Annotated in this window: 24 protein-coding genes; 15 read left to right on the forward strand and 9 right to left on the reverse strand. The window is 63.3% G+C overall.

Annotation, left to right across the window (positions count from 1 at the left end; all coding sequences use genetic code 11):
- Nucleotides 1–5 precede the first annotated feature (5 nt).
- The gene (locus AC0L2V_RS09585) at nucleotides 6–1,469 is read left to right on the forward strand and encodes a RimK family protein (protein WP_091590488.1); all 1,464 of its coding nucleotides are present in this window, start codon (nucleotides 6–8) and stop codon (nucleotides 1,467–1,469) included.
- A 102-nt stretch (nucleotides 1,470–1,571) separates the two neighbouring features.
- Here AC0L2V_RS09585 and AC0L2V_RS09590 read toward each other — a convergent pair whose 3' ends face one another.
- Nucleotides 1,572–2,204: an HD domain-containing protein gene (locus AC0L2V_RS09590; protein WP_473509964.1), complete on the reverse strand. Its 633-nt coding sequence runs from the start codon at nucleotides 2,202–2,204 to the stop codon at nucleotides 1,572–1,574.
- A complete protein-coding gene (gene ygfZ, locus AC0L2V_RS09595) occupies nucleotides 2,204–3,064 on the reverse strand; it encodes a CAF17-like 4Fe-4S cluster assembly/insertion protein YgfZ (RefSeq protein ID WP_473509965.1) in 861 nt (286 codons plus the stop codon). The genes AC0L2V_RS09590 and ygfZ overlap by 1 nt, the downstream gene beginning before the upstream one ends.
- Before the next feature lie 82 nt (nucleotides 3,065–3,146).
- On the opposite strand from ygfZ, the gene AC0L2V_RS09600 reads away from it, so the two are divergent.
- On the forward strand, nucleotides 3,147–4,478 hold the full coding sequence (locus AC0L2V_RS09600) for a dihydroorotase (protein ID WP_473509967.1): 1,332 nt from the start codon (nucleotides 3,147–3,149) through the stop codon (nucleotides 4,476–4,478).
- 123 nt (nucleotides 4,479–4,601) lie between these two features.
- Here AC0L2V_RS09600 and AC0L2V_RS09605 read toward each other — a convergent pair whose 3' ends face one another.
- The 4 genes from AC0L2V_RS09605 to AC0L2V_RS09620 form a co-directional block, all read right to left on the reverse strand.
- Nucleotides 4,602–5,405: a hypothetical protein gene (locus tag AC0L2V_RS09605; RefSeq protein WP_473509968.1), complete on the reverse strand. Its 804-nt coding sequence runs from the start codon at nucleotides 5,403–5,405 to the stop codon at nucleotides 4,602–4,604.
- A 100-nt stretch (nucleotides 5,406–5,505) separates the two neighbouring features.
- A complete protein-coding gene (locus tag AC0L2V_RS09610) occupies nucleotides 5,506–5,763 on the reverse strand; it encodes a hypothetical protein (protein WP_023800747.1) in 258 nt (85 codons plus the stop codon).
- A 345-nt stretch (nucleotides 5,764–6,108) separates the two neighbouring features.
- Nucleotides 6,109–6,486, reverse strand: a complete 378-nt coding sequence (locus tag AC0L2V_RS09615) for a TIGR02301 family protein (protein WP_473519991.1) — start codon at nucleotides 6,484–6,486, stop codon at nucleotides 6,109–6,111.
- Nucleotides 6,487–6,534: 48 nt separating this feature from the next.
- Entirely contained in the window at nucleotides 6,535–6,954 is a 420-nt protein-coding gene (locus tag AC0L2V_RS09620) for an NUDIX hydrolase (RefSeq protein WP_473509971.1), read from the reverse strand.
- A 126-nt stretch (nucleotides 6,955–7,080) separates the two neighbouring features.
- Between AC0L2V_RS09620 and AC0L2V_RS09625 the strand changes: the two genes are divergently transcribed.
- Nucleotides 7,081–7,839, forward strand: a complete 759-nt coding sequence (locus AC0L2V_RS09625; RefSeq protein WP_473509973.1) for an SOS response-associated peptidase — start codon at nucleotides 7,081–7,083, stop codon at nucleotides 7,837–7,839.
- A gap of 79 nt (nucleotides 7,840–7,918) precedes the next feature.
- Here AC0L2V_RS09625 and AC0L2V_RS09630 read toward each other — a convergent pair whose 3' ends face one another.
- The gene (locus AC0L2V_RS09630) at nucleotides 7,919–8,074 is read right to left on the reverse strand and encodes a hypothetical protein (protein ID WP_023800743.1); all 156 of its coding nucleotides are present in this window, start codon (nucleotides 8,072–8,074) and stop codon (nucleotides 7,919–7,921) included.
- Nucleotides 8,075–8,463: 389 nt separating this feature from the next.
- Between AC0L2V_RS09630 and cysS the strand changes: the two genes are divergently transcribed.
- The 8 genes from cysS to AC0L2V_RS09670 all read left to right on the forward strand — a co-directional run bounded on the left by cysS (nucleotide 8,464) and on the right by AC0L2V_RS09670 (nucleotide 15,603).
- On the forward strand, nucleotides 8,464–9,936 hold the full coding sequence (gene cysS, locus AC0L2V_RS09635) for a cysteine--tRNA ligase (RefSeq protein WP_473509975.1): 1,473 nt from the start codon (nucleotides 8,464–8,466) through the stop codon (nucleotides 9,934–9,936).
- A 34-nt stretch (nucleotides 9,937–9,970) separates the two neighbouring features.
- Nucleotides 9,971–10,357 (forward strand): VOC family protein, encoded by a 387-nt coding sequence (locus AC0L2V_RS09640; RefSeq protein WP_236386570.1) that lies wholly within the window; start codon nucleotides 9,971–9,973, stop codon nucleotides 10,355–10,357.
- A gap of 4 nt (nucleotides 10,358–10,361) precedes the next feature.
- On the forward strand, nucleotides 10,362–10,853 hold the full coding sequence (locus AC0L2V_RS09645; protein ID WP_023800739.1) for a GFA family protein: 492 nt from the start codon (nucleotides 10,362–10,364) through the stop codon (nucleotides 10,851–10,853).
- Nucleotides 10,850–11,326, forward strand: a complete 477-nt coding sequence (locus AC0L2V_RS09650; protein ID WP_473519992.1) for a GFA family protein — start codon at nucleotides 10,850–10,852, stop codon at nucleotides 11,324–11,326. The genes AC0L2V_RS09645 and AC0L2V_RS09650 overlap by 4 nt, the downstream gene beginning before the upstream one ends.
- The gene (pip, locus tag AC0L2V_RS09655) at nucleotides 11,323–12,279 is read left to right on the forward strand and encodes a prolyl aminopeptidase (RefSeq protein ID WP_473519993.1); all 957 of its coding nucleotides are present in this window, start codon (nucleotides 11,323–11,325) and stop codon (nucleotides 12,277–12,279) included. The genes AC0L2V_RS09650 and pip overlap by 4 nt, the downstream gene beginning before the upstream one ends.
- Before the next feature lie 2 nt (nucleotides 12,280–12,281).
- The gene (gene cimA / locus AC0L2V_RS09660; RefSeq protein WP_473519994.1) at nucleotides 12,282–13,898 is read left to right on the forward strand and encodes a citramalate synthase; all 1,617 of its coding nucleotides are present in this window, start codon (nucleotides 12,282–12,284) and stop codon (nucleotides 13,896–13,898) included.
- Nucleotides 13,899–13,981: 83 nt separating this feature from the next.
- A complete protein-coding gene (gene rarD / locus AC0L2V_RS09665; protein WP_128170805.1) occupies nucleotides 13,982–14,902 on the forward strand; it encodes an EamA family transporter RarD in 921 nt (306 codons plus the stop codon).
- Between the two features lie 14 nt (nucleotides 14,903–14,916).
- Nucleotides 14,917–15,603 carry a glutathione S-transferase family protein gene (locus AC0L2V_RS09670; RefSeq protein WP_473519995.1) on the forward strand — a complete coding sequence of 229 codons (687 nt, stop codon included), beginning with the start codon at nucleotides 14,917–14,919 and terminating at the stop codon, nucleotides 15,601–15,603.
- A 9-nt stretch (nucleotides 15,604–15,612) separates the two neighbouring features.
- Here the strand turns inward: AC0L2V_RS09670 and AC0L2V_RS09675 are convergent, their stop codons facing one another.
- Nucleotides 15,613–16,614 (reverse strand): transporter, encoded by a 1,002-nt coding sequence (locus tag AC0L2V_RS09675; protein WP_473519996.1) that lies wholly within the window; start codon nucleotides 16,612–16,614, stop codon nucleotides 15,613–15,615.
- Between the two features lie 206 nt (nucleotides 16,615–16,820).
- Here AC0L2V_RS09675 and AC0L2V_RS09680 point away from each other — a divergent pair, with 206 nt between their 5' ends.
- Nucleotides 16,821–18,152, forward strand: coding sequence for a PQQ-dependent sugar dehydrogenase (locus tag AC0L2V_RS09680; protein WP_473519997.1), 1,332 nt, complete (start codon nucleotides 16,821–16,823; stop codon nucleotides 18,150–18,152).
- Nucleotides 18,153–18,246: 94 nt separating this feature from the next.
- Here the strand turns inward: AC0L2V_RS09680 and AC0L2V_RS09685 are convergent, their stop codons facing one another.
- Nucleotides 18,247–18,858: an LOG family protein gene (locus AC0L2V_RS09685; RefSeq protein ID WP_027152697.1), complete on the reverse strand. Its 612-nt coding sequence runs from the start codon at nucleotides 18,856–18,858 to the stop codon at nucleotides 18,247–18,249.
- Between the two features lie 164 nt (nucleotides 18,859–19,022).
- Here AC0L2V_RS09685 and AC0L2V_RS09690 point away from each other — a divergent pair, with 164 nt between their 5' ends.
- The 3 genes from AC0L2V_RS09690 to AC0L2V_RS09700 all read left to right on the forward strand — a co-directional run bounded on the left by AC0L2V_RS09690 (nucleotide 19,023) and on the right by AC0L2V_RS09700 (nucleotide 22,732).
- Nucleotides 19,023–20,357, forward strand: a complete 1,335-nt coding sequence (locus AC0L2V_RS09690) for an Ig-like domain-containing protein (protein ID WP_473519998.1) — start codon at nucleotides 19,023–19,025, stop codon at nucleotides 20,355–20,357.
- Nucleotides 20,358–20,421: 64 nt separating this feature from the next.
- Nucleotides 20,422–20,748: an ArsR/SmtB family transcription factor gene (locus AC0L2V_RS09695; protein ID WP_027152695.1), complete on the forward strand. Its 327-nt coding sequence runs from the start codon at nucleotides 20,422–20,424 to the stop codon at nucleotides 20,746–20,748.
- A 97-nt stretch (nucleotides 20,749–20,845) separates the two neighbouring features.
- Nucleotides 20,846–22,732, forward strand: a complete 1,887-nt coding sequence (locus AC0L2V_RS09700; RefSeq protein WP_473519999.1) for an ABCB family ABC transporter ATP-binding protein/permease — start codon at nucleotides 20,846–20,848, stop codon at nucleotides 22,730–22,732.
- The last annotated feature ends 2 nt before the right edge of the window (nucleotides 22,733–22,734 follow it).

The following is a 22,734-nucleotide window of genomic DNA, read 5'->3' on the forward strand; positions in this document are numbered from 1 at the left end:
AGACAATGACCTGGGTCATCCTTACCGGCCGGCAGAACGATCTCGATCAGGTGGCGACACCGCACAAGATCATCACCAATCGCGACTATCTTGCGCATCCGGCGCTGTTTCGCGGCCAACGGCCGAAAGTCATCAACCTGTCGAACAATTACGGCTACCAAAGCCGCGGCTACTATGCCTCGCTGCTCGCCGGTTCGCGCGGTCACAAGGTCATTCCGACGGTCGAGACGATGATCGACCTGTCCGAGCGCAAGCTCTACGAGCATGCGCTGCCGGAGCTGGAACTCGCACTCAACAAATGCCGCAAGGATCTGGGCGGAGCCTTTCCGCAAAAAGTCTGCATCTTCTTCGGCATCGGCTCGTCGAAGATATGGGATCGATTCGCCAAGCTTTTGTTCGACTGGTTCCGGGCGCCGGCGTTGGAAGTCCACATCACGGACAGCGCTGAATGGGCCTCGATCCGCAAGATCGGCTTCCATCCGCTGGCCAGGATGACCGAGGAGGAAGAAAAGCGCTTTCTTCAGTGCCTTGAGACCTACACCAGCCGCGAGTGGCGTGACACCAAGGGCCGCACGCCGGCGCGCTACACCTTCGCCACGCTGGTCGATCCGCATGAGGAGTTGCCGCCATCGGAGATCTCGTCGCTGCGCTATTGGGCCAAGATCGCCGAGAAGATGGGCGTCGAAATCGAGCCGATCACCAAAAAGGATCTGGCCAAGCTCGCCAACTACGACGCGCTGTTCATCCGCGAGACGACTTCGATCTCCAATCACACCTACCGCTTCGCGCGCCGCGCCCAGCAGGAAGGCATGCCGGTCATCGACGATCCGCTGTCGATGATCCGCTGCACCAACAAGGTCTATCTCAACGAGCTGATGACCTACAACAAGGTGCCGGTGCCGCCGACGGTGATGATCGCCGGCATCTCGGACCTTGAAGTGGCGGCGCAGACGCTGGGCTTTCCGCTGGTGCTGAAAATCCCGGACTCGTCGTTTTCACGCGGCGTCAAGAAATGCGCCACCTTTGAGGAGCTGAAGACGCTTGCCACCGAATGGCTGGAGGATTCCGATCTCCTGATCGCACAGAAATTCATTCCGACCCAATATGACTGGCGCGTCGGCGTGCTCGGCGGCCAGCCTCTGTTTGCCGTGCACTACCTGATGGCCAAGAAGCACTGGCAGATCGTCAACCACAAGGCCAACGGCAAGCCCGACCAGGGCGGCATCAAGACCTTCACCTTGAAGGAGGCGCCGGCCCATGTCGTCGAGACGGCGGTGAGGGCGGCGCGCTGCATCGGCGATGGCCTCTACGGCGTCGACCTCAAAGAGACCAAGGACGGTGTCTTCGTCATAGAGGTCAACGATAATCCCAACCTCGATCATGGCTGGGAGGACTCTGGCGAAAAAGACGAGGTATGGGTGCGGCTGACGCAGTGGTTCCTGGAGCGGCTCGACCGACAGGGACGGTAGCAGGGATTCTATCCGATCGACGCCCCGGCCTTCAATCCGTCGCGGCAGGCTCACACCTTCGGCTCCCCGCCCGAACACGGCGCTGTATCCCCTCAGCGTTTTTCAGTCGGCCGGCTGCACTGTTTGGCGCCGCGATTTCTCGATTGCCGCATACCGTTTGAGAAACGCGTTTTGCGCCCAGGTCACCGAACGCGGGGTGAAATCGAAGCGGTCGGCATTGAAGCCGCGCGGCCGGCCGAAGAATTCGGTCGCCTCGGCGGTCGAAAAGCCGGCAAGCAGCGTCGCCTCGAAATAGGCGGCGATCTGGTCGGCGCGCTTGATCTCGTTGCGCAGGCCCGCAACAGGTTCGACCGGCAGCGAAAAGCGCAGATGGATGGCACGCTGCAGCCTCAGCTCGCACTCCTTGTAGCTGCCGCCCATCACCGATTTGAACGGTGAGATCATGTCGCCGATGACATATTCCGGCGCGTCGTGCAGCAAAGCCGCCAGCCGCGCATCGGCTGGGGCGTCCGGCACCAGCTCGCCGAAAAGCGCCTCGACCAGCAGCGAATGCTGGGCGACGGAAAAGGCGTGATCGCCGATGGTCTGGCCATTCCAGCGGGCGACGCGGGCAAGCCCATGGGCGATGTCCGAAATCTCGATGTCGAGCGGCGAGGGGTCGAGCAGATCGAGCCGCCGGCCCGACAGCATGCGCTGCCAGGCGCGCGGCGGCGCGCCGGGACGGTCGGCCGCCATCAGGCCTCCTCCGCGCCGACGGGTTCCTGCGGGAAGATGAATTTCGCCCAGGCCGGGATGGTGAGCGACACCGGGACGTCATCCGCCATGATCGGCTGGCCGGCGTCGAGCGCTGCCTTGACGCGGTCGATGCGGGCTATGGCGAGGCCCGCCGTGCCGGCGGCCGTGCCAAGCGTGCCGACCGGTCGCCCTGCAACTGTCAACTCTGTGCCAGGAGCGGGCAGGGGCCGTTCGGCCGAAACGATCAGCACCCGCCGTCTGGCGGTGCCGCGATGCTGCATCCGCGAAACCACCTCCTGGCCGACATAGCAACCCTTCCTGAAGCCGACGCCGCCGATCTCGTCGAGCAGCACATCATGCGGGAAGGCGTCGCCGAGCTGATAGTCGCTGCCACTTTCGGCAATCCCATGGGCGATGCGCAGAGCTTGCCATGCGGCCGGGTCGCCGCCGGCGGCAGCGGCGTCATAAAAGCGATTGACGACTGCGTCGCGGAACCGTGCATCGGCAACCGGCGTTGAATCAAACTGCGAAGCAGTTGAATCATTCCCCCAAACAACAGCGACAAGTCCCTGATCTGCCTTGGCGATCTCGACCTTGGCCCGCAATTTGTAGAGCATCAGCCGGCGCATGAAATCGTCTGATATATCGGATCGGCATTCAAGCCGGAACAAATTCTCGCCAGCGCGGGAGATCAGGAAGTCGAACAGAATCTTGCCTTGCGGCGTCAGCAAAGCGCCCGGCTTTGCCTCGCCGGCAGCCAGCGCGTCGAGGTCGGTGGTCAGAATGTTCTGCAAAAAACTCTCGGCATCCGGGCCTGACACGGAAACGAGCGCGCGGTCTTTCAACTGGGCAAAAGGCATGGGCGGAAAAGAACCTGATCTTGCAAAACGGTCGGCCATTACGTAAGCCGCTGGCACTCCCCCCGCAAGAGACCGGATCAGCATGGCCACGACCTACGACCTCATCCTGACAGGCGGCACGGTGGTCAACCACGACGGCGAAGGCCGGCGCGACATCGGCATCAACGGCGGGCGCATCGCCGCTATCGGCGATCTCGGCCAGGCTTCCGCTGGCGAAACGGTCGACTGTCGCGGCCTGCACATCCTGCCGGGCGTCGTCGACAGCCAGGTGCATTTCCGCGAGCCGGGGCTGGAGCACAAGGAAGATCTGGAGACAGGTTCGCGGGCAGCGGCGCTGGGCGGCGTCACCGCCGTCTTCGAGATGCCCAACACCAACCCGCTGACCACGAGCGAAGCAGCGCTTGCCGACAAGGTTCGGCGTGCCACCGGCCGCATGCATTGCGACTTTGCCTTCTGGGTCGGTGGCACCCGCGAAAACGCAAAGGACGCCGGCGACCTTGAGCGGCTACCCGGTGCTGCCGGCATAAAAGTGTTCATGGGCTCGTCGACCGGTGACCTTTTGGTCGAGGACGATGAAAGCGTCGCCTCGATCCTGAGGAATACGCGCCGCCGTGCGGCCTTCCATTCCGAGGACGAATTCCGGCTGCGCGAGCGGCTCGGCGAACGCATCGAGGGCGACCCGGCCTCGCATCCTGTGTGGCGCGACGAGATCGCCGCCTTACGCTGCACCGAGCGCCTGGTGCGCATTGCGCGCCAGGTTCGCGCCCGCATCCACGTGCTGCACATCTCGACCGCCGAGGAGATTGTTTTCCTCGAACAGCACAAGGACGTCGCGACCTGCGAGGCGACGCCGCATCATCTGACGCTGAGCGCGGACGATTATGCGCAGCTTGGCACGCTGATCCAGATGAACCCGCCGGTGCGCGCATCGCGCCACCGCGACGGCATCTGGCGCGGCATTGCGCAAGGCATTGTCGATGTGCTGGGTTCCGACCACGCCCCGCACACGCTGGCCGAGAAGGCGAAACCCTACCCGGCCTCGCCGTCGGGCATGACCGGCGTGCAGACGCTGGTGCCGATCATGCTCGATCACGTCAATGCCGGCCGGCTGACGTTGCAGCGTTTCGTCGACCTGTCCAGCCACGGCCCGCAGCGTATCTTCGGCATGGCCAGGAAAGGCCGCATCGCCGCCGGCTACGACGCCGATTTCACGATCGTCGATCTGAAGCGCCGCGAGACCATCACCAATGCGCAGGCAGGCTCGAAGGCCGGCTGGACGCCCTACGACGGCCGGCAAGTCACCGGCTGGCCGGTCGGCACGATCGTGCGCGGCCGGCGCGTAATGTGGGAAGGCGAGATCGTCACCCCAGGACAGGGTCGGGCGGTGGAGTTTTCCGAGGCGCTGGCGGTATAGAGCGGCGGACTTTCAAATCGCATCGTCCCGCCGCTTATCTTCTGTTTGAGCATCGGATTTTCCCAAAACCGGTATCCACTCCTATGCTCTGGGCGGGCTTGAGGGTAGGAGAGGCTATGCCGCTCAGTCTCCGGCGACGAAAAACGTCCACTGTCCATCCGGGGTGATGCCGACGCGGTAGAAGATGTAGGCGCCGAACTGCTTCATGCTGTCATAGTCGCCTGCGGTGACGATCTTGAACAGCTCGACCCGCTGCCTGGCGTCGAGCTTGTCCAGCGGCAGTGCGAAGAAATATGGCCAGACATAGAGCTCCTGCGGCGTGCCGACATCGACATGGACATAGCCGGCACTGAGCACCTCTTCCAGGATGGCGAGGATTTCCTGGCCTTCCGCGTCGCCCGAAAGCCCTTTCAGGAAGGTGATCGGATCGCCTTCGATCTCGGCCAGCGACAATTGTGTCATCGCATCGCCCTGGCCGATCAGCGGCCGGAGTTTTTCGATGTCGCCGCTCTTGCAGGCCCCGATAATCAAATCGTGCATGCGCCTGACCGGCTCCGGCAGCTTGCCGAGATCGTAGACGACCTCGGGCAAGGGTTCATCCGGGTCGACTTGCGGATTGGCTATGCCACCATCGTCTGTTGGCCCGCCCGGTTCGACCTGTTCCCGTTCGTCGGGTGGCGTCGGTTGGCTCGCCGCAGGCGGCGTCGCGCCGAGCGGGCCGGGCGTCGGCACCGCGGTTCCGGGCGGCGACATGCCGTCGTCGGCGGGCGGCGTGACTGGCGAGGGCAGGTCCTCGCGCTTGATTTCACTCAAAGCATAGGCGGGGCTGATTGCGAGGCAAAGCGCCAGCGGAAACGCGGCGCAAAAAGCGGCAAGCCGGATGCTGAGGGCCAAGCCACGCGGCTGGCCTGACGTCGAAGAATTCACCGCCTGCCTCTCCATGATTCCGTCCAGCTGCCCAGGCCCGCCCAGGTGCCCGGGGCATGACGCCCAAGCGGCACGCCGTCATCGAAGAGCCTGATGCCAATCAGTGCCTCAGCCGTCCCGGCTCGAAGGCCCCAGCTATCACCTTTTCACGCATGCGGTCGAGCAAGGCAAGGGCTGAGGTCTCGCCATTGGCGCGCAGCATCTCGCCGAACGCGGTTTCGAGGGCCGCCTCGGCAATGATTTCCGTCTCGATTCCGGCCGAAAGCCCTTCCGCCCAGGCCTCGCTGTGGCTTTCCACTGCAGTCAGGCGCTTTTCTTCCCTGACCAGCGCGTCGATGTCGTTGACGCCATGTTCCATTGCGATGTCCACCCTTTTCAAGCGGCGATCCGGCGGATGCGGATCAGGCTTGGGCTGTCCCTTTTACTCGCAGGTTAAGTAAGTACTTGTAAATACGACATTTCTGGGGTCGTTTCGACAAGGGTTCGTCACGTTTTGCAAACCTGCGTTCGATCCGATTCAAAACTTAGCCGATTAGGCCGGCGAGCGGGATTAAAACCTTCAGTTTGAGTTAATTCCACATCCGCGCCGTAACGTTTTGTTAACACCGTTGCAGAAGTGCAACACAACAATTGCACCAAGACGCACCAGACACAAGCGGGCCGGGACACAAGCGGGCCGGGACACAAGCAGGGGGAGCCAGGCTCAGTTGCCGTAGCGCGAGGCGATGTCGCGCGACAGCGTCTCGCCTTCCTTCATGTAGCGGCTGATGGCTTCGGTCGCCGAGGCGGTACACTGTGTATAGGTGCCGCCAAAGGAGCGGTAGCCGCGGTTGAAGCTGGCGATGAAGCGGGCGCGCCGCTCCGGGTTCGGGTTTTCCGAAGCAATCAGCTTCTCCATCTGGACCCGCCATTGGTCGCCCTTCTCGCCGCACAGATTACGCAGGAAATGCAGCGACCCAAGCACCTCGGCCAGCCGCATCAGCCCCGGCTCGAACGGCGACTCGGCGGCCATGGCCGGCCGCGCCCCGATTGCCGTACTGGCGGCGAGGCAAGCTGCAAGGAAAACCGATGTGCGGATCATAAATCTATGTGGCCAAACAATTTGTCGCCTGCAAGGCGATTTTGGAGGTTACGCGCCTGTATTCCTGAGCAATTCGTCGGCAACGGCAAACACTGAAGCGGCAATCGGCAGCGCCGTCATTTCGCTGAGTGTATAGAAGGCGGCGGTCTCGGCGTCGTCGCTGGCCACGGGCTCGCCGCCGGCATAGGTGGCGCCGAATACCGTCAGCAGATAGTCGACCGGGTGCCCGTCGCTGCCGCCGTCGATGTGGATTTCCCGAAGGCGGCGGTAGTTGTGCGCATGCAACCCGGTTTCCTCCAGCAATTCGCGCTGCGCGGCTTGTTCCAGCGTTTCGCCGGCCTCGACCTTGCCGCCTGGAAACGCGTAGAATCCTTGCGAAGGCTGCCGCGCCCGCTTGACCAGCAGCACCGTGTTGCCGCGGACAATGGCGACCGATACAGCTGGGAGTATTTTGCGCATCTCGTCCATGGATCTCCGATCGCCATTTGCCGCAGCCGGTTGTGGACCGGTCGGCGAGAGCAAGCATTAGCGGTTGCGCCGCGCCGGTTCCATCGCCACCTTCACATCCGACCAAATCCAACGAGTTTTTAGCTTATGTGCGGACGCTTCGCCTTGACCGCCACGCCGGACCGGGCCGCCGCTTTTCTCGGTCTGCCAGAACTGGAGGATTTCCCGCCCCGCTACAACATCGCACCGACGCAGCCGGTGCTGATGGCGATTGCAGGCGTGCCGCGGGCGCCAGGCTCGAACCTTCCAGACCGGCAGCCGATGCTGGTGCGCTGGGGGCTGATCCCGGCGTGGGTGAAGGACACGCGTGAGTTTCCTTTGCTGTTCAACGCGCGCTCGGAGGGAGCCGCGCAAAAGGCCTCGTTTCGCGCCGCCATGCGCCATCGCCGCGCTTTGGTGCCGGCTTCCGGCTTCTACGAATGGCGTCAATCAGGCGGCAAGAGGGGACAGCCCTATTGGGTGCGGCCGAAGCATGGCGGGCTTGTCGCCTTCGCCGGACTGATCGAGACCTATGCCGAGCCGGGCGGTTCGGAGATGGACACCGGCGCCATCCTGACCGTCAGCGCCAATGGCGACATTGCCCATATCCACGACCGCATGCCGGTGGTGATAGATCCGCAGGATTTCGCCCGCTGGCTGGATTGCCGCGCGCGCGAGCCGCGCGACGTGGCCGACCTGCTCAGACCGGCACAACTCGATTTCTTCGAGGCCGTCCCGGTTTCCGACCTCGTCAACAAGGTCGCCAACACCGGACCGGAGATTCAGGAAAGGTGGCCGGAATTCAAGAAGGCCAGGCGCCGGAAGCCGGGCGCCGACGACAGTCAGATGAGCTTGTTTCAGCAGTAGCTGCTATTTTCTGGAGCGCTTCAGCGCCTTCATTGCCGGCGCTGCCATTTCCGGGCGAACCCGCCGGCCGCACGTCACATCAGGCAGCGCGCGGCGAGGTGATCTTCTGCACCGGCTTCTTCTTCTTCGCTGTGTGGAGAAGGGCGGCGACGATCGCGGCCGGGCCGATCGCCCGGTATTGGCTGGCGAGCGCCGGTTGCTTGGCGCTGCTGGAGTCCTGCTTGGCTCGAGGCATTTTTCTCTTCCCTGGTAACGTCTTCGTGTCCGCGTTTGCTGGTCGAATCCGACCAAATCGTGACATCTGCTGATCTAGCCGGTGAATGTTTCATGACTGTGCCGAGATGTTTAATAAAATGTTTCACCGCGTCATTACCTGTGATCCAGCGGCTCTTTTGCCGAAAGTTGCGACTTGACGGCAACACTGGCTGAGGCGATAAAGCCGCTCATGAGAACGTCTTTCGCCATTTGTGGCATCTGCATTATTGGCTAGCTTCGCGCTGGTCCGGACGTTTTCGCCTATCTTCGTTCTAGAGTGGACAAACGCCCCGGCCAGCAGGCTGGTGGCTGATTTGCGTCTCGGCGCAAGTGGCCCCAACCAAAAAGTAACGCACCGGGAAGGCACGAATGTCTGACGCATCGAAGGGCCTGCGCCTCTACAACACGCTGACGCGGACCAAGGAGGATTTCTTCCCGATCGATCCGCGCAATGTGCGCATGTATGTCTGCGGCCCGACGGTCTACGACTTTGCCCATATCGGCAACGCGCGGCCGGTGATCGTCTTCGACGTGCTGTTTCGTCTGCTGCGCCATCTCTACGGGCAAGCGCACGTCACCTATGTGCGCAACATCACGGATGTCGACGACAAGATCAACGACCGCGCACTGCGCGATTTCGGCGCCGAGATTGCCTCGGGAAAGCTGTCGCTGAACGAGGCGATCCGGCGGGTCACCGAAAAGACCGCTGACCAGTTCCACAAGGATGTGGCGACGCTCGGCTGCCTGCAACCTACGGTCGAGCCGCGGGCCACTGAATTCGTCGAGCCGCGCGCAGATGGCAAAGTCGACATGATCTCCTTGATTCAACGCTTGATCGAACGCGGCCATGCCTATGTTGCGGCAGGCGAAGTTCTGTTCGACACAGCTTCGATGCCGGACTACGGCCAATTGTCGAAACGCAAACTCGACGAGCAGCAGGCCGGCGCTCGCGTTGCCGTCGATGCGCACAAGAAGAGCCCTGGCGATTTCGTGCTGTGGAAGCTGTCCTCGCCGGAAGAGCCGGGCTGGGACAGCCCGTGGGGCAGGGGCCGGCCGGGCTGGCACATCGAGTGCTCGGCGATGTCGGCCGCCTATCTCGGCGAGGTCTTCGACATTCATGGCGGCGGGCTCGACCTGATCTTCCCGCACCACGAGAATGAAATTGCACAGTCGCGCTGCGCCCACGGCACCGATGTGATGGCAAAAGTGTGGATGCACAACGGCTTCCTGCAGGTCGAGGGGCAGAAGATGTCCAAGAGCCTGGGCAACTTCTACTCGATCAACGAGTTGCTGGAGACGGAGACCTTTGGCGGCCGCAAGTGGCCGGGCGAGGTGCTCAGGCTGGCGATGCTGATGACGCATTATCGCGAGCCGATCGACTTTTCCGTGCGCAAGCTGGAAGAGGCGGAAAATACGCTGCGCAAATGGAAGCGGGCGGCGGACCTGGCACCGGCGGCGGCCAAGCAATTGCCGGTCGAAGTGGTGGAAGCCTTGTCGGACGATCTCGCAACCTATCCTGCGTTCCAGGTGCTGACGCAACTGGCCGGCGAGGCTGTGGATTCCATTGCTGCCTGTGGCGGCAACGCTGCCGCCGCGGGCAACGATGCTGCCGCTTCGCTGAAGGCGGCACTGTCGTTCCTCGGCTTCGACGTTGCGCCGGCCAAGGTTGATGAAGATGCCATCGCCAGGGCCATCGCCAGGCGCCTGGAACTGATCGCCGCCAAGAACTGGGCCCAGGCCGACCGCATTCGCGACGAGCTTCTGGCGCAAGGCGTGCAACTGAAGGACGGCAAGGATCCGGTCACCGGCGAGCGCGTGACGACGTGGGAGGTAAAGCGATGAGGGCGGCCGGCGAACCAGCAAGGGACGTAGTTCCATGATCGACCATCTTGGCATCACCGTTTCCGATTTCGACGTGTCGAAAGCTTTCTACGACAGGGCGATGGCGCCGCTCGGTGCCTCGCTGCTCTACATGGTGCCGCAGGAATACACCGGTGGCGCCAAGGTCGGCGGCTATGGCCGCGACCGGCCGGTCTTCTGGCTGCATCAAGGCAAGGACAAGCCGAAGGACCGCCAGCATGTCGCCTTCACCGCGCGCAGCCGCGCTGAAGTCGATGCCTTCCACGCCGCCGCCATCGCCGCCGGCGGCAAGGATAATGGTGGGCCGGGCCTTCGTCCGCACTATCACGCGAACTACTATGGCGCCTTCGTCTTCGACCCCGACGGCAACAATGTCGAAGCCGTCTGCCATGCCCCGGAGTGAAGTGATGAGCCTGGATAACAGACCGGTCTACACAGGCGGCTGCCAGTGCGGCGCCGTGCGTTTCCGTGTCGAAGGCGCGCTGGGCGACGCCTCCGTCTGTCATTGTCGCATGTGCCAGAAAGCAAGCGGCAATTTCTACCTGCCGCTGGTGTCGGTGCGTGGCGCAAAACTCGACTGGACGCGCGGCGTGCCCAAACGCTTTCGTTCCTCCAACGCCGCCTGGCGCGGTTTTTGCGCCGATTGCGGCACGCCGCTGACTTTCGAGGCGCCCGACGGCATCGCACTCGCCATCGCGGCCTTCGACCATGCGGAGGAGATCGCGCCGACCATCCAGTGGGGCACCGAAGCAAAACTCCCCTATGTCGATCACATCCACGAATTGCCTGGCGAGGAGACGATGGCCGATGTTTCGTCGTCCTCCTATCTCGCCGATCTCGTTTCTTACCAGCACCCCGACCACGACACCGAACAATGGCCGCCGGAGGAAAGATCATGACCGAAACCTTTCGAACCGGCGGCTGCCAGTGCGGCGCCGTGCGTTTCCGCATTCGTGGGGCGCTTGGACGCCCTTCCATCTGCCATTGCCGCATGTGCCAGAAACAGTTCGGTTCCTTCTTCGGCGCGCTGGTGACGGTGCCGAAGGACGGTGTCGAATGGGTGCGCGAGGAGCCGAGCTATTTCCAGTCGTCGGTCAACATCGATCGCGGCTTTTGCAGCCGCTGCGGCACGCCGTTGACCTACAGGCAGCCTGGCGGGCTTGAGATCGCCATCGGCGCCTTTGACGATCGCTCCGACCTCGCACCGCAGATCCAGATCAACTATGCCGCCCGGCTGCCTTGGGTGGAGAAGATCTTCGACGCGCCGGTCCATGACGATCCTGACTACTACACCCGGCAGGAATCGATCATCTCCTTCCAGCATCCGGATCACGAGACGGCCAATTGGCCGCAGCAGGGCCTGAAATTATGAGCAATGACCTGCGCACCCTCTATCCGGAGATCGAGGCCTTCGACTCAGGCATGCTCGATGTCGGCGATGGCCATCAGGTCTATTGGGAGCGTTCCGGCACCAGGGGCGCCAAGCCGGCCGTGTTCCTGCATGGCGGACCGGGCGGCACCATTTCGCCAAAGCACCGACGGCTGTTCGATCCGAAGCTTTACGATGTCATCCTGTTCGACCAGCGCGGCTGCGGGAAGTCGACGCCCAACGCCTCGCTCGAGGCCAACACCACCTGGCATCTGATCGCCGACATCGAGCGCCTGCGCGACATGTGCGGCTTCGACAAATGGCTGGTGTTCGGCGGCTCGTGGGCGTCGACGCTGGCGCTGGCCTATGCCGAGACGCACCCCGAGCGGGTCAGCGAACTGGTCGTGCGCGGCATCTACACGCTGACGCGCGCGGAGCTCGACTGGTATTACCAGTTCGGCGTCTCGGAAATGTTCCCCGACAAATGGGAGCGCTTCCTGGCGCCGATCCCCGAGGGCGAGCGCGGCGACATGATGGCCGCCTATCGCAAGCGGCTGGTTAGCAGCGACCGCAAGGCGCAGGTCGAGGCCGCCCGCGCCTGGAGCCTGTGGGAAGGCGAGACGATCACGCTGTTGCCCGATCCGGAAACCAGCAGCCGGTTTGGCGAAGACGATTACGCCGTCGCCTTCGCCCGCATCGAGAACCATTATTTCGTCCATGCCGGCTGGCTTGAGGAAGGGCAGCTGCTGCGTGATGCCTTCAAGTTGAAGGACATCCCCGGCACCATCGTCCATGGCCGCTACGACATGCCGTGCCCGGCGCGCTACGCCTGGGCGCTGCACAAGGCGTGGCCGAAGGCGGACTTCCACTTGGTCGAGGGCGCCGGCCATGCCTATTCGGAGCCGGGCATCCTCGACCGGCTGATCCGGGCGACGGATAAGTTTGCGGGGAAATGATCATGGGCCGCGAGCGCCTCTATCTCTTCGACACCACACTGCGCGATGGCCAGCAGACGCCAGGCATCGACTTTTCGGTCGAGGACAAGATCGCCATTGCCGGGCTGCTTGACGCGTTCGGCGTCGACTATATCGAAGGCGGCTATCCCGGTGCCAACCCGACCGACACCGCCTTCTTTGCCAAGCACCGCACGGCAACCGCCAAATTCGTCGCCTTCGGCATGACCAAGCGGGCAGGGGTGTCGACCTCGAACGATCCAGGCCTTGCCGCACTGGTCCAGTCGAAGTCGGACGCCATCTGCTTTGTCGCCAAGAGCTGGGACTACCATGTCCGCGTCGCGCTGGGCTGCACCAACAAGGAAAACCTCGAGGCGATCAAGGCGTCGGTCGAGGCGGCGGTTGCTGCCGGGAAGGAAGCACTGGTCGACTGCGAGCATTTCTTCGACGGCTTCAAGGCCAATCCCGATTATGCGCTGGCTTGCGCCAGGACCGCTTACGACGCCGGCGCGCGCTGGGCGGTGCTGTGCGACACCAATGGCGGCACGCAGCCGTCGGAAGTGCGCGCCATCGTCGAGAAGATCATCGAGGCAGGCATACCGGGGGACCATCTCGGCATCCATGCCCATGACGACACCGGCCAGGCGGTGGCAAATTCGCTGGCCGCCGTCGAGGCCGGCGTGCGCCAGGTCCAGGGCACGCTGAACGGCATCGGCGAGCGCTGCGGCAACGCCAATCTGATCTCGATCGTGCCAACGCTGGCGCTGAAGCCGGCCTTTTCCAGCCGCTTCGAGACAGGCATCTCGGCCGAAGCGTTGGCCGGCATATCGCGCCTGTCCCGCGCCTTCGACGAATTGCTGAACCGCGCGCCGGAAGCGCAGGCGCCCTATGTCGGCGCTTCCGCCTTCGCCACCAAGGCCGGCATCCATGCCTCGGCGCTGGCCAAGGAGCCGGCCACCTACGAGCATGTGCCGCCGGAAGCGGTCGGCAACCGCCGCCGGGTCATGGTCTCGGACCAGGGCGGCAAGGCCAATTTCCTCGCCGAGTTGAAACGGCGCGGCATAGAAATGCCGAAGGACGACCACCGGCTCGACGCGCTGATATCAGTGGTCAAGGAGCGCGAGGCCGAGGGCTATGCCTATGAAGGCGCCGATGCCAGCTTCGAGCTGCTGGCGCGCAAGATGCTGCACGGCCTGCCGGAATTCTTCAGCGTCACCTCGTTCCGCTGCATGGTCGAGCGCCGGTTCGACGCCAATGGCCAGCTGAAGACGGTCTCAGAGGCGATCGTCAAGGTGCTGGTCGATGGCGAGGAGAAGATGTCGGTGGCGGAAGGGCACGGTCCGGTCAATGCGCTCGACATCGCGTTGCGCAAGGATCTCGGAAAATTCCAGAACGAGATCGCTGACCTCGAGCTTGCCGACTTCAAGGTGCGTATCCTCAATGGCGGCACCGAGGCGATCACGCGCGTGCTGATCGAATCGCACGATGCGACCGGCGCCCGCTGGTGGACGGTCGGCGTCTCAGAAAACATCATCGACGCTTCATTCCAGGCGCTGATGGATTCGATCGTCTACAAGCTGATGAAGAACCGCGAGATGGCCGGGCTGGTCGCGGCGGAGTAGGATTGAACCATCAGCGAAAGTCCATTGATCCATCAGAACTTTGCGATGGTCTTGACCCGGCGGCTGGCGCATAGCGTTGGGCCATGGCCACGGACGCAATTCAGCTCGAAGCAGACTCAAAGGCCCGGCGTGGATTCCTGCTGGCGCTGGGCGCCTATCTCCTGTGGGGGTTGCTGCCCTTTTATATGAAGGCGGTCGCACATCTGCCACTGGCCGAAGTCATCGCGCACCGCATCGTCTGGTCGGTGCCGATTGCGGCGGCCGTATTGATCTGGGCCGGCCGCACGGCGGATTTCAAAGCGGCGTTGCGTTCGCCGCGCATCATTTCCATGGCGGCGCTGACGGCGGCGCTGATTTCGGTCAATTGGGGCATCTATGTCTGGGCGATCGCGGTCGACCGTACCATCGAGACCGCGCTTGGCTACTATATCAACCCGCTTGTCAGCGTCGTCGTCGGCGCGCTGCTGCTCAGCGAACGGCTCGACCGGCTGCAAATCGCGGCGGTGGTGCTGGCGGCCATCGCGGTCGCGGTGCTGACGATCGACGCCGGCAAGCTGCCCTGGGTGTCGCTGGTGCTGGCGTTTTCCTTCGCCGCCTACGCCTTCTTCCGCAAGACGCTGCCGATCGGTCCCAGCCAGGGTTTCTTGCTTGAAGTGCTTTTGCTGTCGGTGCCGGCGCTCGGCTACATCATCTTCCTCATCGTCACCGGGCAGGACCATTTCGTCTCCAGTTCCCTGAACGATACCGCACTGCTGATCGGCTGCGGCCCGGTCACCGCCATACCGCTGCTGCTGTTTGGCTTCGGGGCCAAGCTGCTGCGTCTCTCCACCATCGGCATCATGCAGTATATCGCGCCGACCATTGTGTTCCTGATCGCCGTGCTGATTTTCGGCGAACCTTTCGGCAGCACCCAGGCCATCGCCTTCGGCCTGATCTGGGCGGCGCTGGCGATCTATTCCTGGTCGATGTTCCGCGGCCGCGAGATCCGGCCGGCAATGCGTTAGAGCGAGGATTTTCGATGTACGTTCTGCACATAGCAAACAAGAACTATTCCTCGTGGTCGCTGCGGCCATGGGTGCTGATGCGGACATTGGACGTCGCCTTCGAGGAGCGGCTGACACCGTTTCCGACCGGATCGAGTTGGAGCCTCTACCGGCCGTTCTCGCCCAGTGGCCTCGTACCGTGCCTGATCGACGACGGCTGGGCAGTTTGGGCTTCGCTCGCCATCACCGAATACCTGGCCGAGCGCCACGCTGGCGTCTGGCCTGCCGACGCGAAGGCGCGAGCCTGGGCGCGGTCGGCAGCGGCCGAAATGCATTCGAGCTTCACCGCCTTGCGCGGCTCCTGTCCGATGAACTGCGGTGTCCGCGTCGCGCCGGTGCCGATGTCGGATGCGCTGAAGCACGACCTTTTTCGCCTCGGCGATCTCTGGGACGACGGGCTTCGCCGCTTCGGCGGACCGTTCCTGGCTGGCGATCGCTTCACTGCCGTTGACGCCTTCTTTGCCCCGGTGGCGTTTAGGGTTCAGTCCTACGGACTGTCCTTCGAGGGCGCAGCTGCCACCTATCCGGCGCGATTGCTGGCTCTGCCGGCGATGCGCGAATGGTACACGGCAGCCCTTGCCGAGGAGTGGCGCGAGCCGAACCACGAAGCGGAGGCGCGCGCTGCCGGCACTGTCATCGAGGATTTTCGCGCGACCCTGTAACGGTTGCCGCTACATCCCGCGCCCCAGCCGCCTGACGAACAGATAGACGACCACCGCGACGGCGAGCGATATCGCCGACGCCACCCAAAAGCCCACCGGCGTGTCGACCAGCGGCAGCCCGCCGACATTCATGCCGAACAGGCCTGAGACGATCGTCATCGGCAACAGCACCGCGGTCATCACCGACAGCATGTAAAGCAACTGGTTCGACTGCGTCGTCAGCTTGGCCATCAGTTCGTCCTGCAAGAGCCGGGCGCGGGCCTGCAATTGCTCGCCGTCATGATGCAACGTATGGGCGCGGTGCGAAAGCCGTGCCGCCATGTCGTTGATCGCGTCCGGCAGGTCATTGCGATGCGAATGGTCGAGATGGCGGAACAGGCTGGTCAGCGTCGCCATCTGCCGATGGATCACCACCAGTTGCCGGCGCGCATCGACCAGCGCCTGCCGCTCATTGTGCCATGCATCGCAGACGATGCGGTCCTCGATGCCATCGAGCGTGTCGCCAAGGCCAGCGAGTTCCGTCGTCATGCCGTCGAGCGACTGGCCCATGACAGCCTCGATCAGTTCGGCCGGAGAGCGGAACTTTTGCGATCCGTTGTCGATCGCCTTGCGGATTTTGTCGACCGATTGCAGCGGTTGCTTGCGGCCGCCGATCAGCATCGTGTCGTTGAAGGCGAAGCGGAAATGGCCAAGCCCGCGCGCCTCCGCCGAATAGTCGTGGCGCAGGTCCGGCAAATCGCCGTACAGCCAGTCGCCCTCGAGGTCGATATGGCAGCCATGGCCGGCCGACAGGAAGGCATCGCGCACCGGCGGCGGCAAAGCCGGCTCGGTGGCGATCTCGTGGCGGGCGCGCATGTCGGAAACCTGGTAGCTGCGCCAGGTCCAGTGTGTGGCGGTCGCGTCTTTGGTTCTCGTGCCATCGGCGGTGAAGTGATAGACGAAGAACAGCCCGTGCTCGTCCGGCAGGTAAGGCGACAGATCGCTGCCGTCTGGATTGAGAGGGATGTTCATGATCGCGTCGCCAGTCTCTCGAATACGCCGCGTGGCGGCGACCTAGACTGTGATTATTAGCACGGGGCGAACCGTTTTCGTGTGACTGTTTTGACGGTCATCCGAGGCGGCGTACCAACGCCGTTGTTTGGAGCCAGTTTGGAATAATACGTCGTTGACTCGCGTTTGCGTAAAGGGCACGACGCAATCCATGCGGAGGACGTCCGATGCATGCCGGCTTCCCACGAAGCCTACTCATAGCGGTATTGGGAGCCGTCATTGCGGGCTGCGCTGGCTTTTCGGCGCAGAAAACGGGGGCAATAACCGGCTATGGCCCCAACCCAACCTTACCGAAACCAAGACCGACGCTGATCCCGACCGTCAACATCGCCGAGGCGAAAGGCTGGCAGAAAGGTGGTATGCCGACCCCGGCGAACGGGCTGACGGTGAACCCCTACGCAACCGGCCTCGACCATCCGCGCTGGCTGCACGTGCTTCCGAACGGGGACGTGCTGGTTGCCGAAACCAATGCCCCTGCCAAGCATGACGAAGGCTTCAGCCTTAGAAAGGTCTTTATGGACCTGGCTATGAAGCGCGCCGGGGCCGCGACCAAAAGCGCCAACCGCATCACGCTCCTGCGCGACACCAATGGTGACGGCATTGCGGATGTGCGCAGGACGTTCGCAGAAGGCCTCAATTCTCCCTTTGGTATGACGCTGTCCAAAGGCATTCTCTATGTAGCGAATACCGACGCGCTTGTCGCTTTCCCCTACTCCAATGGCCAGACCCGAGCCACAACGCCGCCGGAAAAGATCGTCGACTTACCCGCCGGAGATCTCAACCATCATTGGACCAAGGATGTGATCGCAAGTCCGGATGGACGCAAGCTCTATGTCACCGTCGGCTCCAACAGTAACGTTGGAGAAAACGGCATGGCCGCGGAGAAGAACCGCGCCGCCGTCCTTGAAGTGGACCGGTCGACCCGCCATACCCGGGTCTTCGCGTCAGGGCTGCGCAACCCGAACGGGCTCTCCTGGAACCCTGAAACCGGCAAGCTTTGGGTCGCCGTGAACGAGCGTGACGAGATCGGCGACGATCTTGTGCCGGACTATATGACCTCGGTTCGTGACGGCGCTTTTTACGGCTGGCCCTACAGCTATTTCGGACAGAACGTCGACGAACGCGTCAAGCCGCAGCGCCCCGGTCTCGTGGCTAGGGCGGTCAAGCCCGACTACGCGCTGGGTTCCCATACCGCCTCGCTGGGACTGACCTTCTCCAAAGGGGCGTCGCTCGGCCCAGCCTACGGCAACGGCGCGTTCGTTGGTCAGCACGGCTCGTGGAACAGAAGTGTGCTCAGCGGTTACAAGGTGATTTTCGTGCCGTTCCGCGGTGGTAAACCGAGCGGTCCCCCGAAAGATGTGCTCGCTGGCTTCGTCGGGCGTGACGGCAGGGCGATGGGCCGTCCGGTCGGCGTTGCTATCGATCAGAGCGGCGCACTGCTCGTCGCCGACGATGTCGGCAATATCATCTGGCGGGTCAGTAGGTCAGTAGGGCAGTAGGGCAGTAGGGCAGTAGGGCAGTAGGGCAGTAGGGCAGTAGGGCAGTAGGGCAGCGCCTCATGAGCGCGGCATGCACTACATACTCCCCTATACCCTAAAGCTTGTCGATCACCGACTGCACGCCTTCGGTCGGTGCGTCGACCGACGATCCCGCGACCATGATGGCAGCGACGATCGCTTCCGGATCGTCGACCACCAGCGGCCTGACCCGCTGCGCGGTGTGGATGAAGCCTTCGGCCATCATATGGTCGAGCAGCGCCAGCATCGGGTCCCAGAATCCTCCAACGTTGCCGAAGACGATCGGCTTGCGATGATGGCCGAGCTGACCCCAGGTCATGATCTCGATGATTTCCTCGACCGTGCCGATGCCGCCCGGAAGCGCCACAAACGCGTCGGATTTCTCGAACATCGTATGTTTGCGCTCGTGCATGTTTTCGGTGATGACGAGCTCGTCAAGTCGGTCAAGCGCGGTTTCGGTGGCCTCCCTGTTGATCAGGAAGCGCGGAATGATCCCCGTCACCTTGCCGCCGGCCCGCATTGCGCCCTCGGCGACGGCTCCCATGATGCCCCTGGTACCGCCGCCATAGATCAGACGCAGGCCGGACTTGGCGATCGAACGCCCAAGCAGGTGTCCGGCCTTGGCATAGGTTACATCGCGGCCCGGAGACGAGCCGCAATAGACGCAGATGGATCGAATCGTGTTCATGAGATGATTGGTGATTGGGTCTTTATTCGCGGTCAAGCCCGGGCGGGTTTTTTCTTGTCAGCCCCGTTTATTCGTGTCGGCCCTTTTTCTTGTCGGTCCCCCTTGTTCTTGTCGCCTTGGGCAAAACAGGCTAGACCGCATTAGGTGGCTAAGGGCAGGGAAATATGGCAATTAATCCTTTGAAGGCGTTTTTGTTCGTCGTCGGCGGCTCCGTCGCCGCGGCGGGAACCGCCTATGTGTCGGGCGCGCTCGATCCGTATCTCACTCGCACGCCGCCGGCGCCTGCCGCTGGTGCGATGGCACCGGCAGCGCCGGCGGCGGCCGATGCGATTGCGCCGACTTTCGACATCGTTCGGGTCGAGATCAAGGGCTCTATTGTCGTCGCCGGCAAAGCCGCACCCAACGCCAAGGTCGAGATTCTCAACGGTTCGACGGTTCTCGGCTCGACGGTCGCCGGTGCCGATGGCGCTTTTGCCATCGTTCTCGACGATGCGCTGAAACCCGGCGATTACACGATCGCGCTGCGCTCGATGACCGGCAATGTCGTGACCCCCTCGGCGCAGACGGCTATCGTCTCGATTCCCAAGAGTCCTGCTGGCCAGGTGCTGGCGATGATCGAGGAGCCGGGCAAGGCCTCCGAATTGCTCACCGTTCCTTCACCCGAGACAAAGCCTGAATCGCCGCCTGCCGGCGACAAGGCGGCCGCCCCGGCTTCCGAGGACTCCGCTGCCGAGGACCCCGCTGCCGCAGCACCAGCCGCACCGGCTGCCACGGCGCCGGCCACCGTCGACGCCGCCCCCGCGCCCGCTCCGGGCGGGCCGGCCGCACCGGCGACACCAGCTGCAGGGCCAAAGGTCGTCGTCGAAGCGATCGAGATCGACGGCAACAAGATCTTCGTCGCCGGGCTCGCCGATCCCGGCCGCAAGGTGCGCGCCTATGCCAACGATATCTTGCTCGGCGACGCGAAGACTTCGCCCGACGGTCATTTTCTGGTCGAGGCGACGCGCAACATTCCGGTCGGCACCTATACGATCCACGTCGATGCGCTCGATGCCGACGGGGTCAAGGTGGTGGCCCGTGCCGCCGTGCCGTTCGAGCGCGAGCCGGGCGAGTCGATCGCCGCCGTGGCGCCTGCCGAGGCAAAGCCGGCCGCGCCGGCAACCACGCCTGCGGCGCCCGCGGCCGAGGCGCCAGCCGATATGGCGGCTGCGACGCCCCCGACCGGAGTGCCCGAGACCGCGGCGCCGAAGCTCGAACACGCCGACAGCGCCGTTATCATCCGCCGCCGCGATACGCTGTGGCGGATTTCGCGGCGCGTCTACGGCCAAGGCGTTCGCTACTCGACCATCTACCTCGCCAATCAGGATCAGATCAGGAATCCCGACCGCATCTGGCCGGGGCAGGTGTTCAAGGTCCCCGGAAAATCGCAGGAAGGCGAAGCCGCCAACCTCAAGGCGATGGGCGACCAGATGACGACGGCCCCGACAAAGGCCAACTAGAAATCCTTTTCTTCTCCAGCGGGCTCTTGCGGAAAGTTCATTCATCGTCTATCGCCGATAGACGATGAACGCTCCCTTGACCGAGAAGACCTGCGGCTTCGCCGACAGCCAGACCGTTGCCGCGAAGCTCGCCGCGCTTTCGCATCCGACCCGGATCGAAATTCTCCGGCACCTTTCGGCCAGCCGCTCCTGCTGCTGCCGCGAGGTCGTCGACCATCTCGACCTGGCGCAGTCCACCGTTTCACAGCACCTGAAGATACTGGTCGATGCCGGGCTCGTCCGCTACCAGCCGGATCGGCAACGCTCGCGCTATGAAGTCGACAGCGATGCGCTCGAAGATGTTTCTGCATCGCTGGCCGCGCTGGTCAATTCGTGCTGCTCCGGCCGCTAGACCATCATCCCGAACGAAGGCCGCGTCAGCGAAAAGTGGAAGCCGGTTTTCGGTAAAGATCATGGTCAAGCAATAAGAAATACGAAAAGGCGATAAAATGGCCGAAAAAACCGTCTCCGCCGATTCTGGCTCGACCTTCAAGACATTGCGCAATCTTTGGCCCTATATGTGGCCGGCCGACCGTGCCGACCTGCGGGCGCGGGTGGCGTGGGCGACCGTGCTTCTGGTCGTCGCCAAGCTGACGCTGGTTGCCGGTCCCTACTTCTTCAAATGGGCGACCGATGCGCTGGCTGGTGACGCCAAGTCGGCGCCGCCGCTGCCGGCCTTCATGCTGGCGCCGGTCATGCTGGTCATCGCCTACAATGTCGTGCGGCTGGTGCAGCTCGGTTTCAACCAGCTGCGCGACGCGCTGTTTGCCCGCGTCGGCCAATATGCGGTGCGCCAGCTCGCCTTCCGCACGTTCGTCCACATGCATCAATTGTCGCTGCGCTTCCATCTCGAGCGCCGCACCGGCGGCCTGTCGCGCATCATCGAGCGCGGCACCAAGGGCATCGAGACGATCGTCCGCTTCACCGTGCTCAACACCTTGCCGACCATCCTCGAATTCGCGCTGACAGCCGGCATATTCGCGGTCACCTATGGCTGGAAGTACGTGGCTGTGGTGGCGGTGACGGTCTGCCTCTATATCTGGTTCACCATCAGGGCGAGCGACTGGCGCATCGTCATTCGCCGCGACATGAACGACAGCGACACCGATGCCAGCACCAAGGCGATCGACTCGCTGCTCAATTTCGAAACGGTCAAGTATTTCAACAACGAGGGCATGGAAGCCGAGCGCTTCGACCGTTCGATGGCGCGCTACGAGACCGCCGCCACCCGGATATGGACCTCGCTCGGCTGGCTGAACTTCGGCCAAGGCGTCATCTTCGGTCTCGGCACGGTTATCGTCATGTGCCTTTCGGCGCTGGAGGTGCAGGCCGGCACGCAGACGGTTGGCGACTTCGTCTTCATCAACGCCATGCTGATCCAGCTTTCGGTGCCACTCAACTTCATCGGCTTCATCTATCGCGAAATCCGCCAGGGCCTGACCGACATCGAGCAGATGTTCGATCTGCTCGATGTGCCGCAGGAGATCGTCGACAAGCCGGGGGCCAGGCCGCTGGTCGTCGGCTCCGGCAAGGTCGAGTTCCGCGACGTGCAGTTTTCCTACGATCCCAACCGCAAGATCCTGAAAGGCGTCAGCTTCGAAGTGCCGGCCGGCAAGACGGTTGCCATTGTCGGGCCATCGGGCGCCGGCAAGTCGACCATTTCGCGGCTGCTGTTCCGCTTTTACGACATCCAGGGCGGCAAGATTCTGATCGACGGCCAGGACATTCGCGACGTGACTCAGCAGAGCTTGCGCGCGGCGATCGGCATGGTGCCGCAGGACACCGTGCTGTTCAACGACACCATCGCCTACAACATCCGCTACGGCCGCGTCGATGCCAGCGAGGAGGATGTGCGCAAGGCGGCAGAACTCGCCCAGATCGGGCCGTTCATCGAGCGGCTGCCCGACGGCTACCGTTCGATGGTCGGAGAGCGCGGACTGAAACTGTCCGGCGGTGAGAAGCAGCGCGTGGCAATCGCCCGCACCATTTTGAAGGCGCCGCCGATCCTGATGCTCGACGAGGCGACCTCGGCTCTCGACAGCCATACCGAACAGGAGATCCAGGCGGCACTCGACCTCGTCAGCAAGGGTCGCACCACCATCGTCATCGCCCACCGGCTGTCGACGGTGATTTCGGCCGACGAGATCATCGTGCTGCAGGACGGCCAGATCGCCGAGCGCGGCACGCATGCCGCCTTGATGCGCAAGGCCGGCCTGTACGCGTCGATGTGGGATCGCCAGCGTGAGGCAACCGAGGCCGAGGAGCGGTTGCGCATTGCTCGCGAGCGCGACGAGTTCGGCGTTGTCGTCCGCCGCCGCCCCTCCGAGGTGTCGTAGCC

This window comes from Mesorhizobium sp. WSM4814 (assembly GCF_055811595.1).

Bases quoted from the DNA above. Each gene is read 5' to 3' on its own strand.
- AC0L2V_RS09675 (WP_473519996.1), bottom strand. From the start codon at position 16,614: ATGAACATCCCTCTCAATCCAGACGGCAGCGATCTGTCGCCTTACCTG.
- AC0L2V_RS09695 (WP_027152695.1), top strand. From the start codon at position 20,422: ATGAACGCTCCCTTGACCGAGAAGACCTGCGGCTTCGCCGACAGCCAG.
- AC0L2V_RS09585 (WP_091590488.1), top strand. From the start codon at position 6: ATGACCTGGGTCATCCTTACCGGCCGGCAGAACGATCTCGATCAGGTG.
- AC0L2V_RS09640 (WP_236386570.1), top strand. From the start codon at position 9,971: ATGATCGACCATCTTGGCATCACCGTTTCCGATTTCGACGTGTCGAAA.
- AC0L2V_RS09645 (WP_023800739.1), top strand. From the start codon at position 10,362: ATGAGCCTGGATAACAGACCGGTCTACACAGGCGGCTGCCAGTGCGGC.
- AC0L2V_RS09620 (WP_473509971.1), bottom strand. From the start codon at position 6,954: ATGGACGAGATGCGCAAAATACTCCCAGCTGTATCGGTCGCCATTGTC.
- cysS (WP_473509975.1), top strand. From the start codon at position 8,464: ATGTCTGACGCATCGAAGGGCCTGCGCCTCTACAACACGCTGACGCGG.
- ygfZ (WP_473509965.1), bottom strand. From the start codon at position 3,064: ATGCCTTTTGCCCAGTTGAAAGACCGCGCGCTCGTTTCCGTGTCAGGC.
- AC0L2V_RS09625 (WP_473509973.1), top strand. From the start codon at position 7,081: ATGTGCGGACGCTTCGCCTTGACCGCCACGCCGGACCGGGCCGCCGCT.
- AC0L2V_RS09600 (WP_473509967.1), top strand. From the start codon at position 3,147: ATGGCCACGACCTACGACCTCATCCTGACAGGCGGCACGGTGGTCAAC.
- AC0L2V_RS09650 (WP_473519992.1), top strand. From the start codon at position 10,850: ATGACCGAAACCTTTCGAACCGGCGGCTGCCAGTGCGGCGCCGTGCGT.
- AC0L2V_RS09680 (WP_473519997.1), top strand. From the start codon at position 16,821: ATGCATGCCGGCTTCCCACGAAGCCTACTCATAGCGGTATTGGGAGCC.
- AC0L2V_RS09590 (WP_473509964.1), bottom strand. From the start codon at position 2,204: ATGGCGGCCGACCGTCCCGGCGCGCCGCCGCGCGCCTGGCAGCGCATG.
- pip (WP_473519993.1), top strand. From the start codon at position 11,323: ATGAGCAATGACCTGCGCACCCTCTATCCGGAGATCGAGGCCTTCGAC.
- AC0L2V_RS09610 (WP_023800747.1), bottom strand. From the start codon at position 5,763: ATGGAACATGGCGTCAACGACATCGACGCGCTGGTCAGGGAAGAAAAG.
- AC0L2V_RS09630 (WP_023800743.1), bottom strand. From the start codon at position 8,074: ATGCCTCGAGCCAAGCAGGACTCCAGCAGCGCCAAGCAACCGGCGCTC.
- AC0L2V_RS09670 (WP_473519995.1), top strand. From the start codon at position 14,917: ATGTACGTTCTGCACATAGCAAACAAGAACTATTCCTCGTGGTCGCTG.
- cimA (WP_473519994.1), top strand. From the start codon at position 12,282: ATGGGCCGCGAGCGCCTCTATCTCTTCGACACCACACTGCGCGATGGC.
- AC0L2V_RS09690 (WP_473519998.1), top strand. From the start codon at position 19,023: ATGGCAATTAATCCTTTGAAGGCGTTTTTGTTCGTCGTCGGCGGCTCC.
- AC0L2V_RS09615 (WP_473519991.1), bottom strand. From the start codon at position 6,486: ATGATCCGCACATCGGTTTTCCTTGCAGCTTGCCTCGCCGCCAGTACG.
- AC0L2V_RS09700 (WP_473519999.1), top strand. From the start codon at position 20,846: ATGGCCGAAAAAACCGTCTCCGCCGATTCTGGCTCGACCTTCAAGACA.
- rarD (WP_128170805.1), top strand. From the start codon at position 13,982: ATGGCCACGGACGCAATTCAGCTCGAAGCAGACTCAAAGGCCCGGCGT.
- AC0L2V_RS09685 (WP_027152697.1), bottom strand. From the start codon at position 18,858: ATGAACACGATTCGATCCATCTGCGTCTATTGCGGCTCGTCTCCGGGC.